Source organism: Agrobacterium sp. NPDC090283, from assembly GCF_044769685.1.
Classification (GTDB): Bacteria; Pseudomonadota; Alphaproteobacteria; order Rhizobiales; family Rhizobiaceae; genus Agrobacterium.
Genome location: NZ_JBIVYG010000006.1, coordinates 30,139 through 47,643, shown reverse-complemented (window position 1 = coordinate 47,643; position 17,505 = coordinate 30,139). Strand labels below are relative to the sequence as shown.

General features: G+C 59.1%; 15 protein-coding genes. 10 read left to right on the top strand and 5 right to left on the bottom strand.

The features are described from left to right. Positions 1 to 15: 15 nt before the first annotated feature. The 4 genes from ACIQUH_RS11020 to ACIQUH_RS11005 all read right to left on the bottom strand — a co-directional run bounded on the left by ACIQUH_RS11020 (position 16) and on the right by ACIQUH_RS11005 (position 6,284). Positions 16 to 1,194: an ABC transporter substrate-binding protein gene (locus ACIQUH_RS11020; RefSeq protein WP_400814773.1), complete on the bottom strand. Its 1,179-nt coding sequence runs from the start codon at positions 1,192 to 1,194 to the stop codon at positions 16 to 18. Between the two features lie 98 nt (positions 1,195 to 1,292). Further along, positions 1,293 to 2,090 (bottom strand): 2-keto-4-pentenoate hydratase, encoded by a 798-nt coding sequence (gene mhpD, locus ACIQUH_RS11015; RefSeq protein ID WP_400814771.1) that lies wholly within the window; start codon positions 2,088 to 2,090, stop codon positions 1,293 to 1,295. A gap of 38 nt (positions 2,091 to 2,128) precedes the next feature. Further along, positions 2,129 to 3,865 (bottom strand): bifunctional 3-(3-hydroxy-phenyl)propionate/3-hydroxycinnamic acid hydroxylase, encoded by a 1,737-nt coding sequence (locus ACIQUH_RS11010; RefSeq protein WP_400814769.1) that lies wholly within the window; start codon positions 3,863 to 3,865, stop codon positions 2,129 to 2,131. A gap of 1,291 nt (positions 3,866 to 5,156) precedes the next feature. Beyond that, positions 5,157 to 6,284, bottom strand: a complete 1,128-nt coding sequence (locus tag ACIQUH_RS11005; protein WP_400814766.1) for an ABC transporter substrate-binding protein — start codon at positions 6,282 to 6,284, stop codon at positions 5,157 to 5,159. A 113-nt stretch (positions 6,285 to 6,397) separates the two neighbouring features. On the opposite strand from ACIQUH_RS11005, the gene ACIQUH_RS11000 reads away from it, so the two are divergent. The 7 genes from ACIQUH_RS11000 (at position 6,398) to ACIQUH_RS10970 (ending at position 14,499) form a co-directional block, all read left to right on the top strand. Further along, positions 6,398 to 7,303 (top strand): LysR family transcriptional regulator, encoded by a 906-nt coding sequence (locus tag ACIQUH_RS11000; RefSeq protein WP_400814763.1) that lies wholly within the window; start codon positions 6,398 to 6,400, stop codon positions 7,301 to 7,303. Positions 7,304 to 7,489: 186 nt separating this feature from the next. Further along, positions 7,490 to 8,467, top strand: coding sequence for a Bug family tripartite tricarboxylate transporter substrate binding protein (locus ACIQUH_RS10995; protein WP_400814761.1), 978 nt, complete (start codon positions 7,490 to 7,492; stop codon positions 8,465 to 8,467). Positions 8,468 to 8,544: 77 nt separating this feature from the next. Beyond that, positions 8,545 to 10,233: a thiamine pyrophosphate-dependent enzyme gene (locus tag ACIQUH_RS10990; protein WP_400814759.1), complete on the top strand. Its 1,689-nt coding sequence runs from the start codon at positions 8,545 to 8,547 to the stop codon at positions 10,231 to 10,233. Between the two features lie 17 nt (positions 10,234 to 10,250). Continuing rightward, complete coding sequence (locus ACIQUH_RS10985) at positions 10,251 to 11,759, top strand: aldehyde dehydrogenase family protein (protein ID WP_400814757.1); 1,509 nt, start codon at positions 10,251 to 10,253, stop codon at positions 11,757 to 11,759. Positions 11,760 to 11,780: 21 nt separating this feature from the next. Further along, a complete protein-coding gene (locus ACIQUH_RS10980) occupies positions 11,781 to 13,016 on the top strand; it encodes a CaiB/BaiF CoA transferase family protein (protein WP_400814754.1) in 1,236 nt (411 codons plus the stop codon). Between the two features lie 10 nt (positions 13,017 to 13,026). Continuing rightward, a complete protein-coding gene (locus tag ACIQUH_RS10975; RefSeq protein WP_400814752.1) occupies positions 13,027 to 13,962 on the top strand; it encodes a hydroxymethylglutaryl-CoA lyase in 936 nt (311 codons plus the stop codon). Between the two features lie 9 nt (positions 13,963 to 13,971). Continuing rightward, positions 13,972 to 14,499: a gamma carbonic anhydrase family protein gene (locus ACIQUH_RS10970; RefSeq protein WP_400814750.1), complete on the top strand. Its 528-nt coding sequence runs from the start codon at positions 13,972 to 13,974 to the stop codon at positions 14,497 to 14,499. A gap of 49 nt (positions 14,500 to 14,548) precedes the next feature. Here ACIQUH_RS10970 and ACIQUH_RS10965 read toward each other — a convergent pair whose 3' ends face one another. Next, positions 14,549 to 15,097 (bottom strand): NADPH-dependent FMN reductase, encoded by a 549-nt coding sequence (locus ACIQUH_RS10965; protein WP_400814748.1) that lies wholly within the window; start codon positions 15,095 to 15,097, stop codon positions 14,549 to 14,551. Between the two features lie 108 nt (positions 15,098 to 15,205). Between ACIQUH_RS10965 and ACIQUH_RS10960 the strand changes: the two genes are divergently transcribed. From ACIQUH_RS10960 to ACIQUH_RS10950, 3 genes are all read left to right on the top strand, one after another. Next, a complete protein-coding gene (locus ACIQUH_RS10960) occupies positions 15,206 to 15,925 on the top strand; it encodes a GntR family transcriptional regulator (protein WP_400814745.1) in 720 nt (239 codons plus the stop codon). A 222-nt stretch (positions 15,926 to 16,147) separates the two neighbouring features. Beyond that, a complete protein-coding gene (locus tag ACIQUH_RS10955) occupies positions 16,148 to 16,486 on the top strand; it encodes a cupin domain-containing protein (protein ID WP_400814743.1) in 339 nt (112 codons plus the stop codon). 88 nt (positions 16,487 to 16,574) lie between these two features. Beyond that, on the top strand, positions 16,575 to 17,504 hold the full coding sequence (locus tag ACIQUH_RS10950; protein ID WP_400814741.1) for a dihydrodipicolinate synthase family protein: 930 nt from the start codon (positions 16,575 to 16,577) through the stop codon (positions 17,502 to 17,504). Position 17,505 lies beyond the last annotated feature (1 nt).

Sequence of the window (17,505 nt, the reverse complement as noted above, 5' to 3'; positions counted from 1 at the left end):
CCTTTCGATCGTGCGTTACTGTGTGGTGTCGCGACTTTTGGGGAACTCATGAAATTCCACATTCGAGAGCCGCCCGTTCACACGCTCGACCTTGCGGACATAAACGGTCTGCACGATGTCGCGGGTCACTGCGTCGATCTCGATCGGGCCACGTGGACTTTCGAATGGTTCCCCCTTGAGGGCGTCGGTGATCGCCGGGCCTGCCGCATCACCTCCGGTCTTTTCCAATCCGCGATAAAGCGCCGCCATACCGTCATAGGCCGAGACGGAAAGGAAGTTGGGCCATTTGTCCTGGGGATAGTCGGCGAGGTAGGCTTTCACGAACGCTTCGTTCTTTGGAGAGGCGTGAGCCATGGAGTAGTGGCCGGTCGTAACCACGCCGACGCCCGGTTCGCCGGTCGCTTCGATGGTCAGTTCGTCGGTGAGATCCCCGGTGCCGAGCATGGTCACACCCTCCGCTCTTAGCCCTCGCTGATTGAACTCCTTGATGAAGTTGATCGTCGCTTCGCCCGGCAGCAACCAGACAAAGACCGCGTCAGGTTTGGCGTCCTTGATGCGCTGGACGAAGGGAGCGAAATCCGGGTTCTGGGCCGGAACGCGCAGCGACCCGAAAACCTCGCCGCCCGCAGCCTTCAGGCCTCGGACGAAGGCGGCCTCGGCGTCGTGCCCGGCGGTAATATCGGAAACCAGCGTGTAGATCTTCTTGTAGCCCTGCTCGGCCGCGTACCGGGCGGCCGGCTCGGTGATCTGCGGCAAGGTCTGCCCGACGCGGATCATGTAGGGACTTGCCGCAGTGATACCCGAAGACGACGCGTTCATGACGATCATCGCCACACCTGCCTCCTTCGCAAGCGGTGCGGCCGCCATGGCGGAAGCGGTAAAGGTAAACCCGGCAAGGATGTCGACCTTGTCGCGAACGAGAAGATCCTGCACCGCCCGCCGGGCACGGTCGGGAGCAAGGCCGCCGTCATCCTTGATGACGAGCTCGATTTTCTTGCCCGCGATCGTATCGCCGTGCTCTTTCATGAACAGGCGGATACCGTTCTCCATCTGGCGTCCGTACTGACTGAACGGCCCGGACATGGAAAGAACGAGGCCGACTTTCACGGTCTCGGCAGCATTGGCGGATGCGCCCCCGACCGCGATTGCAGCTATCGTGGAAACGGTTCCCAACAGGAACTGACGCCTTATCATCTCAATCTCCTCCCCTTGACTTCCTTTTCCGCGCGGACTCGCAACTGCCGCCGATGCCCTCATCGGTCGGACGCCGAAGCCTGAGTGCCGCGAACGCGTCAGTTCCGCTCTTCCCCGAAGGCAGCGCGAACCACGCCCAGTCCCTCAATGCTGGCCTCGAAATGCTCGCCGGGATGGGCTGCCACCATCGGACCGAGCGCTCCACTGAGAATGAGGTCGCCGGCAACCAGCGGTGCCCCGAAGCCAGCCATCTTGCGGGCAAGCCAGAGCGCGGCATTCAGGGGATGGCCAAGGCAGGCAGCGCCGCTCCCGGTCGAAACCGTCTCGTCTCCACGCGTCATGGTCATCGGCAGAAGCTTGAGATCGAGACCAGCCAGCGGGACCGGCACGGCCCCCAGCACGACGAGGCCGGACGAGGCGTTATCGGCGACGGTGTCGTTGAAGCGGATGTCCCATCCCGCAATGCGGCTGTCGACAATTTCGATTGCCGGCAAGGCAAAATCGACGGCCTGCAACAGTTCTGTCAACGTCACGTCGACGGCGGTCAGATCGCGCTTCAGCACCAGCGCAACTTCGGCTTCCACCTTCGGCTGGATCAAGCGGTCAGCGGGGATCTCCTCGTCGTCGCCGAAGATCATATCGGCAAAAAGCGTTCCAAAATCCGGTTGATAGACACCCAGTTGCGCCTGTACGGCCTTGGCGGTGAGACCGATCTTCCTGCCGACGACACGACGCCCCTTGCCTTGCCAATATTCGACATTCGCCCGCTGGACCGCATAAGCGGTTTCACCGCCGTCATCAGGCATGCGCGGTCGAATGGGCGCAACCGCCGTCCGGGTCTCGTCAGCCCTTCTTAACTCTGCGGCGAGTTCGTTCACGAGTTCCTGTGATGCCATTTTCCATTCCTGTGCGTGATCTTGCTTCAGTTGTCAGCCTACTCAGCGGCTACCGACCCATGCGATGCTTCACCAGTCCGGGTCTCTGTCCGGATCGGGCGAGGCGTATAAGAGAGGACACGGGCCAGAGCCTTGGAAACGTCCGTCACTTGCAGGGGAGTTGACGTCGCAGCGACGATGCGGTCCGGCCGCAGGAACACGACAGATTCCGGCCAATTGCCGAACCATTCCTTGAGGCGGCCTTGCACGTCACCAATCTCCACAATACCTTCAAGCGGATCAGAGCGGAAACCGAGGCCTTCGGCGGGCCGGCTGCCAAGCTGGACGTCCGGCTTGACGCTGACAAAGACTGCTCCAAGAGAGCGCCACATCGCCACCTGTTCCGGATCCATGTACTGGACGGGATTGTTGCCCCAAGACAGGATCGCGAAATTGGGACCGATCACCTCGTCCATACGAACGATCTGGTTGGATGCCGTGCGAACCCGCGGCTGAATGAACAGCCGTCCAACGGGACTTTTGCGCGCATCGCCGGCACGGCTCGGCACCACTACACCTTCCGTGAAACGCGGCATCGGCTTGAATCGCATTTCCAGCAGGTAGCGCTTGGCGGAGGGAACATAGTTCAGCACCCGCGTCACCACATCACGTACCGTACTGAGGAAAGCGTATGGCGGGTTGAAGACCTTTCCGACCATGACCGACAGATCGATCATGGCCTTGGCATGGTCGCGACGTTCGGACTGATAGGTGTCGAGCAAGGCAGGTTCGAGCCTGTCTGTGGCCACCATGGCGAGCTTCCAGCCCAAATTGGCCGCATCGCGGATACCGGAATTGTACCCCTGCCCCTGCCACACCGGCATGATGTGGGCGGCATCACCCGCCAGAAGAACGCGCTGAACGCGAAACCGATTGGCGAGGCGGGCGTTGTGATTATAGATACGCTGGCGGATCAGCTTCGCCTCTTCCGGCTTTTCGAGAACCTTGGACAGAAGCGACCGCACGACCTCCGGCCGGCTGAAATGTGCCTCGTCCTCATCCTTCATCACCATGAACTCGAAACGACGGACGCCGTGCGGCAATGCCGCCGAAACATAGGGACGCTTCGGGTCGCAGTGAAGATACAGATTGGGCGTCCCGACCGGGTCGTTCTCGATATCGATGACCATCCACTGGTTGGCGGCGGTCTCACCTTCAAAAGCCAGACCGAGCGTCTCTCGCACCGGGCTGCGTCCGCCATCGGCAGCGACCAGATAATCGGCTTCGATCGTGTAAGGTCCATCCGGCCCCTCTACCTGGGCCAATACTCGGTCGGCGTTCTGCTCCAGTTTCACGAAGCTGGTGGAGAACCGCACCTGCACATTGTCGAAGCGGGAAAGCCCCTCGAACAGGATGCGATCGACCTGTGGCTGGATGAAAGCATTGCGGCGCGACCAGCCGAATTCGTCGGTGCGTGGCTCGATCGAAGCAAAGCAGCGACCGGATGCCGTCAGGAAACGCATCCAGTGAAACGGCGTCGTGTGCGGCTCAATCTTGTCGGCAAGACCGATGCCCTGCATCGTGCGCAAGGCCTCGTCATCGATGCCGATAGCGCGCGGATAATCGATGAGTTGCGGCAGCGCTTCGATCACGATCGTCTCAACGCCATAGCCACCAAGATAGTTGGCTAGCGTCAAGCCGACAGGCCCGGCACCGACGATCAGCACTTTCGCCTTGTGCTGCGAAGCACCGGCCGCCTTGTTCTCCGCAATAATGTCCCTCGCCGAAGCAGCCATGATATCATCCTGAAACAAAGTGTGGCGACTTGCGGCCTCGCAACGCCGGGATGCTGCCTTCGAAGACAGCATCCATCGGCCCGCCACAGGTCTGAAAAATCAACGTGGCGTTTTCTCGCTCGGCCACGACACGCCGAGGTCAGTCCTCGACAACCATCAACAGGCAGGTAACCGACGATCGGGGCGAACAAAATTCAGTCATGGTGAACTCCTCCTCAAAGCGACCACAGGACAGTCTCCATCCGTCCAGTGCCGATGCAGCATCACGGCGCAACGCAGGAAAAACAATCACCATATCCGTTATGTGCGCAGAGTGCACAGCGGCAGATCGGAAACTTCGCGCGGGCCAGCACGAAGGGCAAGCGCGGCCTAAAGCACGGATAGCCACAAGTTCCTTAGGGCGCTGGTATGGATGGCAAGTTCAAATGAGCACTGGCGCCACTCTGCAAGCACGGTTTGTTGCTTATATTAACAACATACTACGAAGATATTCCGATCTGGGTGGGTGATGAAGCTGCTACTCGTCGCAGCCAAGCGCATCCTTACTCTTGTTGCAAGCTCTATGCTCGCTTCGACTGTCATGAATTTCCGTTCGATGTCTTTTCTCTACTCTTAGGGCGCATCAAAGCGTTTCGCCGAACATGAATAGGGAGCCTTTGCCCGAAACGACCTTGATAGGCAAATGGCATATTCTTATGGATACCAAAAAGCGGAGCGCAAAATCATAAATTTATAGTGGTGGCAAATGAGTATCGACAGCAAGGTTTGCGGAGAAGCATACCCAGCAGAGGCCGCGCTGAAATGTTGACTATCAAGCTCTTGAGCCTTGAAGGCGCCCGCGAGCTGATTGCTGGTCGCAAGACAAAAGGCCGAGGATATCGGCGTGCCGATGTGAATAGCGACTACCGATGAGTCCGGCCAGCTTATCGCGTTCGAGCGTATGGACGGGGTAGGATCACAAGATCTATCATTGCGCAGGACAAGGCCTATTCCTCTGCCGGCGCAAAGCGGACGATGAAAAGCTATGGGGTGACAAGCCAGCCTGGAAGGCCCGCCTATGGCATCAATTCCGCGGGGTCGGTGGGCGACCCCTATCGTTGCCGGTGGCCTTCCCGTCATTGTTGATGATGATGCAGTGGGTGGTATCGGGGTGAGTTCCAGCACACCGGCGCGGATACCGAATGCGCGCAGGCCGGGGTCGGACTTTTTCATGGGGTCGCTCGCCAAGGCATGGAGGCAGCCTTAAGGCGAAGGCCGGCGTAGAGCCGGCCTTCGCAATGTCATTCATGCGTCAGGCGCGTCCTTCTGGGAATACGCCTTCTACCTTTGTGGGATTCTCGCCTTGCATGGGGCCGATGTATTGCTCGAGCTGGTCGCGGAATGTTTCGATCCGGGCCCTGTCACGCAGGAACTCGCGGAAGTGGATGGGGTAGGTCTTGTAGGCGAAGATCGGCTCCATGCCTTCCGGCGGCGGCATGTCCTCGCGAACCGACCAGGAACGCTTGGTGCCCTGGTTTTCTTCCGACAGCAACCAGGACATATATAACTTGGCTGCTGCTGGATGCTTGGCACGCCTGAAGATCGCGCCGGGATGCGCCCAGGAGAGGAAGGAACCCGTCTTCGGCAGAAGGAACTGCGTCGGTCCTTTCGGATTTGCAACGATCGGGCCGGACGTCGTGAAGGACACCGCGGCTTCGCCGTTCTCGACGCGGCGACGGGTGATGCCCGAACCGCGGTTCCATATAACATCCTGCTCTATCAGCTTCTCGATATAGTCCCAGCCGTGCTCAGCGACGATGCGTTCGAACTGATAGAGGATAGAATCGTCGTCCTGCGGATAGGTAAGCGCGATCTGGCCCTTCAGCTTCGGATTAAGGAAGTCGAGCGCATCAAAGGGAGCTTCGTTCTCTGCAATCTTCGACTTGTTGATCAGGCTGCTGAACGCATAGATCGCCACGCTGGTGATCATTCCGTCCGGATCCTTGAAGTCAGGGTAGACGGCATCCCAGCCAAGAGGCTTGTAAGCAAGGAGCTCGCCATTGGCTTTCCAGCGATCATAATATTGCCATGCCAGAACATGCGCGACGTCACATTGCAGGGCGTCGAGTTCGAGCTGGTTGTCTATACGAACACCCTGGTACTTGCTGCGGTCGATCAGAATTCGGGCCGTTACCCCGGGGAAGCGTTTCGCGAAGGCCTGCTCCATGCCCGCTGCGCCATTCGGAATGTCGCCGCCGCCGTAAACGACCAGCTTGCCGCCCTCCGCGATTGCCGCCTTGTGCAATTCGTCCAGCGAGCGCCTCTCGACCTCCAGCGCGGGAGCCGAACCGGCAGTTCTGCCAGGCGTTGCCGCGTAGGCGTTGGACGCCAGAAGCGGGGCAAACGCCGCGAATTTTGCCATGGTGCGGCGGGTAAACATGTGGTGTCTCCTGTAGTGTCGTTGTTATGTTACACAGCTATCACGGTAGACTTATTCGAAAAAGTCAGGAAAACTTTGTTGTCCATGATCGAATATTTTGATATTATTTTTACATGCATGTTCCTGCCACCGCCCATCTCATTGATTTTCTTGCGGTTATCGATCACGGCGGCCTTTCTTCCGGTGCGCGTGCCTTGGGGCGGGCTCAGGCTGCGGTTTCCTATTCGATACAGTCACTTGAGCGTGAGTTGGGGGTCACCCTTTTTAACCGCACGGCCCGCCCGCTTTCGCCGACCGAGGATGGGCTCATTCTCGCGGCTGCCGCACGCGACGTCGTGGAGCATATTTCCCGCCTTCAGGCCAAGGCCACCAATCTGCGCGGCGGCATAGAGAGCCAGGTAAGCCTCATCGTCGATACATTGATGCCGATGGCATCGCTCATCCCCGCGGTGGCGTCCTTCGGACAGCAGTTTCCCGCCGTCGATCTGGAGGTCGTGGTCGACGCCATGACCTCGCCGCTTGTCGCCGTGTTGAACGGCACCTGTTCATTGGGTATCGCCGGCCCGATGGCGCTGCGATCCACCGAGGTCACTGCCGTTCCGCTAATAGAGATACAGCGAATTGCCGTTGCGGCACCTTTCCACCCGCTGGCGGATATGGATGGTCCCATCGGCTTCGAAATTGCTCGACGCCACAGGCAGATCATCATGCTCGATCGCGATCGGACAAGCTCCAGCCGTGCATCGGCTGCCGTCGCTGACCAATCGTGGCGAACAAGCGATATTGGTGCAAAGCGGGAAATGCTGCTGGCCGGGCTCGGCTGGGGAAACATGCCCCTGCATGTCATCGACGATGACCTTGCCTCCGACAAGCTCAAGCGACTTCCCATGTCCGCGGAACTGGCGTCGCGCTGGTCCGCACCCATGCCGCTTTATCTCATCCGGTCAAGCCGGCATGCCACAGGCATCGCCGCTGATTGGCTTTTCCAGCGCGCGACCAACCTCGTCAATGGCACTTGATTCTGCGTAAAAGATCGCCTTGTCTATAATGGTATCTTGCATTGGATACCAAATTGGTTGTAGGTATCGAATACCGTTTAGCGCCTACTCCTGTACGACGCGCTGCCCGGGATAACAGTCGATCGCAAGACGTGGAGGAGAGCGACCGGCATTGTATCAACAAGACTTTATCGGGGAGGACACAACATGAAATTCGAACTCAACCGCAGAGCACTGCTCATCGGTACGGCGGCGTCCCTCGCTATGCCTTCCATCTTGAGAGCAGCGGAATGGCCGGAGCGCGCGGTGACGCTGGCGCATGGTTTCGGGCCGGGAGGCAATAGCGATGGCATTGCCCGCGTCGCAGCGGAAGGCCTGACAGCCGAGCTCAAGCAGAGCTTTGTGGTCGATCCACGGCCTGGGGCTGGCGGAACGACGGCTTCCGATCAAATCGCCCGTGCAGTTCCCGATGGCTACAGCCTGATCATGTTTACCGGAGCTCATGCGGTGGCAGCTGCCATCTATGCCACGTTGCCCTACAATACCGTCGACGACTTCACCTTTGTCAGCTTGATCGCAGGTGGCACGCCCTTCACGATCGCCACCTATCCTGACCATCCGGTCAACAATCCGAAGGATCTAATTGAGCAAGCAAAGAAGGCAAGCCGTCCTTTCACATATGCGTCTTCGGGCATCGGCACGACATTGCATCTGGCGATGGAGCTTCTCGCGTCGCAAGCGGGTATCAAGCTACAGCACGTCCCTTACAAGCAAAACTCCCAATCCATGGTCGATCTCTTGTCCAAGCGGCTCGACTTTGTCATCAACGGCCCCGCCTCGGTATTTCCGCAAATTCAGTCCAAAGAAATCAAGGCGATCGCAGTGACCAGCCCGGAGCGTTATGCCGATTTGCCTGACGTTCCGGCGATCGCCGAAGTCCTGCCGGGCTACGAAGTTACGTCATATTACGGTATTGCAGGACCGAAGGGTCTGCCCGCCAACATCGTCAGCAAGATGCAGGGTGTCATGGCTAACATTGTAAAGCAGGAAGCGAGCATTTCCCGCATCAAAGGTCTCGGCTCCACTGCAATGGCCTCCTCGTCAAAGGAGTTCCACGACCGCGTCCAGTCGGACGTGGCCAAATGGACCAAGGTGGTCAAGGACGCCAACATCGAGCGCATCTGATGCCCATGCCATCTCCGCTATGAAGAGCCGCTTCATAGCGGGAGCGGCTCCATGTCATCAAAGAAGTGGAAGATTTTATGGAAAGCATCTCCAAAGCCTGGACTGTTGATCGCGGGCAAAGATCTGTAAAGGACATTCATTTTCCCCGCATGACAACGGCGGATGCTCTGGTGAGGAGCCTCATATGCAAGGGTATCGATACGGTCTATGCCCTGCCCGGCCTTCAGAGTGATCCACTGTTCGATGCCTTTTACAAAGAATCCACATCGCTTCGCGTCATCCATCCGAGACATGAGCAAACGGCGGCTTATATGGCCCTTGGGGCTGCGCTTGCGACAGGCAAGCCCCAGGTATGTTCCGTCGTGCCAGGGCCTGGTTTCCTGAATGCCTCAGCCGCCCTGCTGACAGCGTTCAGCATGAACGCTCCTGTCATCGCTATTATCGGTCAGATACCGCAGGTGGATATCGACCGAGGCCACGGTCATCTGCACGAGTTGCACGATCAACTCGGAATCGCTGATCATTTCAGCAAGTTCACGCTACGGATCACGCATCCGCAGCAGGCGCCAGCAGCGATAGCCGAAGCCATCGCCAGGGCAACGTCGGGCCGTCCGGGGCCAGTTGTACTGGAATGCTCCATGGACGTTCTGGCTCAGATAGCCCCGGTCGATCTCAACGTGCCCGACTATCCAGCACCGTCGTATCCCGTCGATCACGATGCCGTGGAACGGGCCGCGGCACTTCTGCAAACCGCAAAGCGCCCGCTGATCATCGTCGGCGGAGGCGCACAGGATGCCGGCGCGGAGGTTTGTGCACTCGCCGAACTGCTCGAAGCGCCTGTCGCCGGCTATCGGCGCGGCACGGGCGTCATTCCGACGGATCACCGGTTGGCCGTCAGGCTGCCGGTTTCACACCGGCTCTGGGCGGAAGCCGACGTGGTGATAGGCATTGGAACGCGGCTTCACATGCAGCAATCCATGTGGGGCGTTTCCGACGACCTGAAGATCATTCGCATCGACATTGAGCCATCGGAGCCCGATCGCTTCCGCAAGGCGGATGTCGCGCTGGTCGGCGATGCCGCGCAATACGCTTGCGCGCTTGCAGACCGGCTTTCAGCCCTTTTCTTCAAAAATTCGTCCCGGGCTGTCGAGTTGGCCGAGCATAACGCATGGCTGGCCGGCAAGCTCGAAGGTCTTCAGCCGCAGGTCGGCTTTCTCCAGGCCATTCGCGCCGCCCTGCCCGATAACGGGATCTTCGTGGATGAGGTGACTCAGGTCGGCTTCGTCAGTCGACTGGCATTCCCGGTCCAGGCGCCCCGTACCTTCCTGTCGCCCGGTTATCAGGACAACCTCGGATGGGGCGTGGGAACGGCATTGGGGGTCAAGGCTGCCCTGCCCGAGCGTCCGGTCGTCTCGATCGCGGGCGATGGCGGCTTTCTCTATCAGGTCGGCGAGCTGGCCACCGCCGTGAAGCACGATCTTCCGATCGTGTTCGTGGTGTTCGACAACAAGATGTTCGGAAACGTCAAGCGCATTCAGCAGGAGCGTTACGGTAATCGTGTCATTGCGGCCGATCTGCAGAGTCCCGATTTTGTCAAGCTCGCGGAGGCCTTCGGCGTTCTCGGCCTGCGCGCGGAAAACCCGGACGAGCTCGAACAGGCGGTGCGGGCGGGGCTTCAAAGCGGACGTCCGACCCTCGTCCACGTGCCATGCGGGACTATGCCGAGCCCATGGCCACTCATCCTCATGCCCAAAGTCCGCGGCTAAAGCAGGGAAACAGAGACATGACTCTTGAACAGACATTGTTACACCTGCATCCCGGCGCTCGGGAATTTCTGAAGTGCGACCAGCAAATTTTCGTCGGCGGCGCGTTTGTACCGACGCCCGATGCCGCCCGCATCGACGTATTCGATCCATCGAGCGGCCATGCAATCGCAACCATTCCAGCCTGCGGTGCAAGTGAGATCGACGAGGCTGTTTCGGCGGCCAGAACAGCGCTTGCCGGAGAATGGTCGCGGTTGCGGCCGGCCGATCGCGAGCGGGCGATCCTCAAGCTGGCAGACCTGCTCGAACGTGACGGCGAGATATTCGCCCAGCTCGAATCCCTCAACAACGGCAAGAATATCGGCATTTCCCGCGCCATCGAGGTCGGAGCCTCCGTCGACTATCTGCGCTACATGGCGGGATGGGCAACGAAGATCGAAGGCCATACGCTCGACAGTTCCATTCAGGCGCCGCCGGAAGGCAGCCGCTACATGACCTATACCCTGCGCGAGCCGGTCGGCGTCGTCGGGGCCATCATTCCATGGAACTTCCCGTTGTCGATGCTCGTCTGGAAGGTCGGCACGGCGCTGGCGGCCGGTTGCACGATCGTCGTCAAGCCTTCCGAAGAAACGCCGCTGACCGCACTGCGGTTTGCCCGTCTCTGCATCGAGGCCGGCCTGCCGGCGGGCGTTGTCAACATCGTGACCGGTTATGGCCATGCAGCAGGTGCCGCACTCGCGACCCATCCGGGTGTCGACAAGCTGGCGTTCACTGGCTCGACCGAGGTCGGCAAGATCATCGGCCACAACGCCATCGACGGCATGAAGCGCTTTACTCTGGAGCTTGGCGGGAAATCCCCAATGCTGCTGTTTGCCGACATGCAAGACAACCAAGACCAGCTTCTGGCGCGCCTGGGTCTCTTCTTCAACCAGGGCCAGGTCTGCACCGCAGCAACCCGCGTGCTCGTCGAGCGCAGCATCTACGAGGAAACGGTTGAGAAACTGGCAAAGGTCGCCGATAGCCTTGCCTTCGGACCGGGCCTGGACCCGAATTCCGAGCTGAACCCGGTCGTTTCGGCACGGCAGCGCGACCGCGTGAAAGGCTTTATCGACCGTGCCGAAGCCGCCGGCGCACGGCTTTCCAGCGGACGTCGCGCCGTTCCGGACCGCGGCTATTTCGTCGCCCCGACGCTCGTCAGCAACGTGAACCCCGACATGGAAATCGTCCGCGACGAAGTGTTTGGCCCGGTCATCGCGGCCATGCCTTTCGATGACGAGGAGCATGCGTTGCATCTTGCCAACAACACATCCTTCGGGCTCGCGGCCTCGATCTGGAGCACGGATCTCAACCGCACCATGCGGCTGACCCGTGCGCTGAAGGCGGGCACGGTGTGGGTCAACACCCATAATGTTCTCGATGCCAACCTTCCCTTCGGCGGCATGAAGCAATCCGGTCTCGGAAGAGAGCACGGGCGCGAAGGGCTTGAGCACTACCTGGAAACCAAAACGGTCACCATTCGCTACCAATGAATTCTTTTGACGAGGACTATTATGAAAAATCTGCCGCTCGCGGGCCTTCGTGTGCTCGAATTCACCCAGATGGTCATGGGACCATGCTGCGGCCTGATCCTCGCCGATCTCGGCGCAGAGGTGATCAAGATCGAGCCGACTCCCCGGGGCGATCGAACCCGCCATCTCTCTGGCCTCGCCGCCGGGTTCTTTGCGGCGTTCAACCGCAACAAGAAGAGCATCGCCGTAGACATGAAAAGCCAGGAAGGATTGGCTCTTGTCAAGAAGCTGGTTGAAGGCTCTGATATCGTGATAGAAAATTTCAGACCCGGACGCATGGACAGCCTTGGACTGTCCTACAAGACGCTTTCGGACATCAACGACAAGCTGGTCTTTTGTTCGCTGAAAGGCTTCCTGCCCGGCCCTTACGACAAGCGTTCCGCGCTGGATGAAGTCGTTCAGATGATGGGTGGGCTCGCCTATATGACCGGCCTCCCCGGAAAGCCGATGCGCGCCGGCGCTTCTGTCAACGACATCATGGGCGCCATGTTTGGCGTCATCGCGATCCAGGCCGCTATCCGCGAACGCGAAAAGACGGGTAAGGGCCAGGAAGTGCAGGCGTCGCTGTTTGAAAACAACGTCTTCCTGATGGCGCAGGCCATGCTGGCCGAGGCCATAACCGGCGAAGCCTCCGAGCCGTGGTCCGTCAAGGAACGGCCGTGGCCCGTCTACGATCTCTTCGACATGCCGGAAGGTACCCAGCTTTTTGTCGGCATCATCGGCGATGGCCAATGGGTCGATTTCTGCAACGAGTTCGGACGTCAGGAATGGCTGTCCGATCCGCGCCTGCAAAGCAATAACGACCGCTCTGCCGAGCGTTCGTGGCTTCTGCCGGAGGTCCGCACAATGCTGACGGCGATACCGCTCGACCAGCTCATCGAAAGGCTGGAGACCATCGGCCTGCCGTTCGCGCCGGTTCGCCGTCCCGGCGAACTTCTGGAAGATCCGCATCTTCTTGCGTCCGGCGGCCTGATCGAACTCACGCTGCCGAACGGGGTGGACGCCCGTACCCCTGCCCTGCCGATCACGTTCGGCGGCAGGCGCCTCAACCCAACGACCGGATTGCCATCCGTCGGCGGACATACACGCGAAGTGTTGACCGAATGCGGCATCGATGCGAGCGAGATCAACAGCCTGATCGCAAGAGGCATCGTTGCCGAAAAGGCTGGCGAACGCTCCGTGGAGAACGGCGCCCAGCGCAAGGCCCAATCGGCCTGAGGATAAAGATATGACGAGAGAAAAAGTAGAGATCGTCGAAGTCGGCCTGCGAGACGGCCTCCAGATGCTGCCGGTCACCATTCCGACCGCCGAAAAGCTGGAATGGCTTTCGGCGGAAGCGGCAACGGGCGTGAAGCGTTTCGAAGTCGCCTCCTTTGTACCCGCGAAGAACCTGCCGCAGATGGCCGACGCGGCGGACGTCGTGGCGGCGGCTCGCAACATGCCCGGCCTTCTCGTCGCGGCACTGGCACCGAACCTTCGCGGTGCGATTAACGCAGTGGCGGCCGGCGCGCAGGTCGTTGTCATGCCCGTTTCGGCGAGCGCGGCCCATTCCACGTCGAACGTCCGCAAGACGCCTGACGAAATGGTCGAAGAGCTCGGTCGGGTCGCGCAGATGCGCCGCGACGAAAACTGGAATATCCATATCGAAGCCGGCATAGCGACGGCTTTTGGCTGCACACTGCAGGGCCACGTATCGGAAGATGAGGTCGTGCGTCTCGCCGTCGCCGCCGTCGAAGCCGGTGCCGACGAGATCGGCTTGGCCGACACTGTGGGTTATGCGACGCCCGCACAGGTGAAACGCATGTTTGGCAAGGTTCGCGCCGCTGTGGGTGACAAGTGCAAGTCCGCGCATTTCCACGATACGCGCGGCACGGGCCTCGCCAATGTCGTTGCAGCTCTCGATGCGGGCATCCGCTCGTTCGACGCGTCTCTCGGCGGCCTGGGCGGCTGCCCCTTCGCGCCTGGCGCCAGCGGAAATATCGCCACGGAAGACCTGGCCTACATGCTCGAATCCATGGGGTTCGATACGGGAATCGACCTTTCCGCCCTAATTGCGGTGCAGCCGACGCTGCGGCGGATCATTCCAGGGCAGGAGCTTTTCGGAAAAATGGCAAAGGCCGGCATACCGCTCGGTTTTTCCGATACCAGAATCGCCGCCGAGTGACGGTCCGCCATGGCAATCTATATTCTCAACGGTAAGGCGCCGGAATTTTCCGCCGACAAAACATGGATCGCGGAGACCGCAGCGGTCATTGGCGATGTGTCGCTGGGTGACGATGTTGGCATCTGGTTCGGCGCTGTGCTGCGTGGAGATAATACGCCAATCAGCATCGGTCGGATGACCAATATACAGGAAAACTGCGTCGTCCACTCCGACCCGGGTTTCCCGGCCACCATCGGCGAAGGATGTACGATCGGTCACGGGGCAATCGTGCACGGCTGCTCGATTGGCGACAACACCCTGATAGGCATGGGTGCGATCGTTCTCAACGGGGCGGTTATCGGCCGAAACTGCGTGATCGGTGCGAGCGCGCTGGTCCGCGAAAAGGAACAAATTCCAGACAATTCACTGGTTGTCGGCTCTCCCGCCAAGATCATCCGCCAGATCGATGAAAAGGGCGAGGCCATTCTGCGCAAATCATCAGAAGATTATGCCGAAAAAGCCAGGCACTTTATGTCCGCGCTTCAAAGGATCCGCTGAGATATGGTCACGACAAGTTTGATGGGGCCGGATCACCCGGCCCCATCGTTTATTTGGCTGCAAGGCGAATAGTGAGTTTTTGCAGAGCGATCAACTGGTCGCCAATCAGCTTGATCGCGACGGGATCCGTCAGTTCACCGTTTTCGTCGAACTTCTTATCCGCCATGCCGATGAAAACCTCTGGCTTGTTGACGGCGAAACAGTTCATGTAGACCAGAATCTGGCGCAGATGATATTGGGCCCGTGCCGTTCCGAGCATGCCGATGCTTGCGCCAATGATGGCCACGGGCTTGTCTTCCATCGGCGGTTCCGGCGCACGAGAAACCCAGTCGAGCGTGTTCTTCAACACGCCGGATACGGAATAATTATATTCGGGAGACGAAATGAGGATCGCATCGGCTTCGGCAATTTTTTGCCTCAACTGTGCGACGGCCGCAGGCAAACCGCGCTTTCGGACATCGTCATTGTAAAGCGGGATATCCGCTATGCTTTCGATCGATATTTCCATGCCTTCGGGCGCAAGTTTTTGAGCCGCCTGCAACGCAAGCATATTGAACGAGCCGTCGCGAAGACTGCCGCATAGAGCTGTGACTTTCATATACCACCTCATTGGATACCAATTTGGTATATATTCATGACGGACGTTCGCGCAATAGCAAAATGAGTTCTACCTGCTGCGCAGGATAATTGACCGAAATGTCATGAATTGGTATTCATTGCTGGATACCGCGAGGGCAAAATGCAACACGACTCAGATGCTGGCAAATCAGCGACTACCATAACCTATGAGCGCCTCAAGAAAGCGATCCTATCACTTGAGCTCCTGCCCGGCCAGTCTCTGGCGGAACGAAGCCTCGAAAGCCTTTTGGACTCGTCGCGCACGCCAATCCGTGCCGCTCTGGTGAAACTGGAAACAGAGGGCCTGGTTCGCAAGGGTGATCGCAGCTATTCGGTCGCACCTATCGAGCTTGACGAACTCGAACAGGCTTTCGCGTTCCGCGCGCTGCTTGAATGTTCCGCCGTACGCGAAGCAGCGGCGGTCGCAACGCCGAACGATATTTCCCGCCTGAGAGCTTTGGCGATGGAATCGTCGGCAAGTTCTCACGAGGTTGAGGTGCGGGCGCCGAAAGCCGAGGAATTTCATCTGGAATTCGCCCGGATTGCCGGGAACGTCTTCACCATCAGAGCACTGGCCGACATCATGCGTGTCGTTTATCGTGCGCGTTGGCTTGACCTCAAGGCGGACAAGGACGACGTGGGATCGCGCGAACACAATGCAATCATCGACCTGGTGGAAGCTGGAAAAATCGATCAAGCCGTAGCGATGATGGAAAAGCATGTGGCCCATTCTCGCGACAGGCTGCTTTCCGCCATCAAATCGCAGGCTCAGGGCTTTCGTATGAGAGGTTTGAAGGTCGTCAGCTAACGCCCTCGAAGCGGCCTCTCCAGTCATCCGACCGACCAGTTTCAATGTTTTCATCGGCGCAGATATTTTTTTGTCCTGCGGCAGATTTGCCGTGACTTTTACGTTGTTTTGCCCAGCTCTTTTCAGACTTGGCGGCATTATCGTTGACAGACCGAAAGTACGAGTATATTTGGTATCTTATATTGGATACCAAAACGGTAAACCAAACGTCGGGAGGAAACGATGACTGGTTTGGGAGAAGAATCAGAGCCCGTCGGCTTCACCACGGAGCGCCTAGCCCTTGCTGATCTTGCTGCAGAAATCGGCGCGATCGATGGGCACGTCCTGCGGATGAGCAGGACCACGATTGCCCCGGACGGAGGTTACGCGCCACATTCCCATGAAGGTCGCCCCGAACTGATTTACGTCCTCGACGGCGTCTTTACCGACAGTCGCGAAGGCGTTGAGACCCACTATGGACCGGGACAGGTGGTTTCGATGACCAATGGCGTCACACATGCCATTCGAAACCTGAGTGGAAAACCCGTCACATATTTGTCCGTCACTGTGCGTAAGCCCTGATGCAACGCCGCAGCCTCAAGGTCCGGAACCAAGGGGTTGAAGTTTTGCCGGTTGCAACAAGGCGACCGAGGAGGTTCGGCTAAAGCAAATGGGTAAGACATCTCACAACGCATGGGTCGTCAGCCTAACGCATTTCGATCGCGACGGCGCGCTGGACGAACCGGCGATGCGCAGGCATCTGCGGCGCCTCGCCGATGCGGGCCAGAACGTCTACGCAGGCAGCACCAATATCGGCGAAGGCTTCTCGCTGGATGACAAGGAGCTTCGTAACGTTCTCGCGATCTCAGCCGAGACCCTCAAAGGTCGGACCGGCATACGAGCTGGCGGACGCGAGGCACGGAGCGCAGGTGAGGCACTCGCCACGATACGCATTGCACAGGAGGCCGGCGTCGAAGCGATCCATCTCTTCCAGCTCGATGTCGGGCACGGCAGCAGCAAACCGGATACCGGCGAACTCGAGCGCTTCTATTGCCAGATTTTGGACCATTGCGATCTGCCGGTAATCCTCTCCAACTATCCGAAGCTCGGTTATGTTGTGCCAGTGGACTTGCTCACAAAACTCGCCGAACGGTTCCCCCAAGTCATTGGCATACGCGAATCGAGCGGTGATCTCGGTTATCTCGCCGATCTCGTCTCGAGCCTGGGTGGGAGCGTGGAAATCTCGGCAGTCGGCGTTCGCGCCATGCTTCCTGCTCTTCTTCTTGGCGCCGACACGGTCATGACGACCGAGGCCAACGTCGCGCCGGTACTGGTGACATCCGTGATGGACGCATTCCGTTCTGGCGACATGCATGGCCTTCGGGATCGTTATTGCGAATTAGTCTCGCTGCATCTTGCGCTCAACCGTCATGGTGGCTCCGGTGGACGCGGCATGAAGCCGTTGCTCGACCGACTGGGCCTGCCGGGAGGCATGCTACGGCAACCCCGCAAGGGCATCTCGGACCAGGAAACCGAGGCGCTGCTCGACGCCGTTCGTCTTCTCGATCTTCAGGAGTTCCGGGATATGGCCTCGTCTTGAA

Bases quoted from the DNA above. Each gene is read 5' to 3' on its own strand.
- ACIQUH_RS10985 (WP_400814757.1), top strand. From the start codon at position 10,251: ATGACTCTTGAACAGACATTGTTACACCTGCATCCCGGCGCTCGGGAA.
- ACIQUH_RS11000 (WP_400814763.1), top strand. From the start codon at position 6,398: ATGCATGTTCCTGCCACCGCCCATCTCATTGATTTTCTTGCGGTTATC.
- ACIQUH_RS10990 (WP_400814759.1), top strand. From the start codon at position 8,545: ATGGAAAGCATCTCCAAAGCCTGGACTGTTGATCGCGGGCAAAGATCT.
- mhpD (WP_400814771.1), bottom strand. From the start codon at position 2,090: ATGGCATCACAGGAACTCGTGAACGAACTCGCCGCAGAGTTAAGAAGG.
- ACIQUH_RS10980 (WP_400814754.1), top strand. From the start codon at position 11,781: ATGAAAAATCTGCCGCTCGCGGGCCTTCGTGTGCTCGAATTCACCCAG.
- ACIQUH_RS10995 (WP_400814761.1), top strand. From the start codon at position 7,490: ATGAAATTCGAACTCAACCGCAGAGCACTGCTCATCGGTACGGCGGCG.
- ACIQUH_RS10950 (WP_400814741.1), top strand. From the start codon at position 16,575: ATGGGTAAGACATCTCACAACGCATGGGTCGTCAGCCTAACGCATTTC.
- ACIQUH_RS10970 (WP_400814750.1), top strand. From the start codon at position 13,972: ATGGCAATCTATATTCTCAACGGTAAGGCGCCGGAATTTTCCGCCGAC.
- ACIQUH_RS10975 (WP_400814752.1), top strand. From the start codon at position 13,027: ATGACGAGAGAAAAAGTAGAGATCGTCGAAGTCGGCCTGCGAGACGGC.
- ACIQUH_RS11005 (WP_400814766.1), bottom strand. From the start codon at position 6,284: ATGTTTACCCGCCGCACCATGGCAAAATTCGCGGCGTTTGCCCCGCTT.
- ACIQUH_RS11020 (WP_400814773.1), bottom strand. From the start codon at position 1,194: ATGATAAGGCGTCAGTTCCTGTTGGGAACCGTTTCCACGATAGCTGCA.
- ACIQUH_RS11010 (WP_400814769.1), bottom strand. From the start codon at position 3,865: ATGGCTGCTTCGGCGAGGGACATTATTGCGGAGAACAAGGCGGCCGGT.
- ACIQUH_RS10965 (WP_400814748.1), bottom strand. From the start codon at position 15,097: ATGAAAGTCACAGCTCTATGCGGCAGTCTTCGCGACGGCTCGTTCAAT.
- ACIQUH_RS10955 (WP_400814743.1), top strand. From the start codon at position 16,148: ATGACTGGTTTGGGAGAAGAATCAGAGCCCGTCGGCTTCACCACGGAG.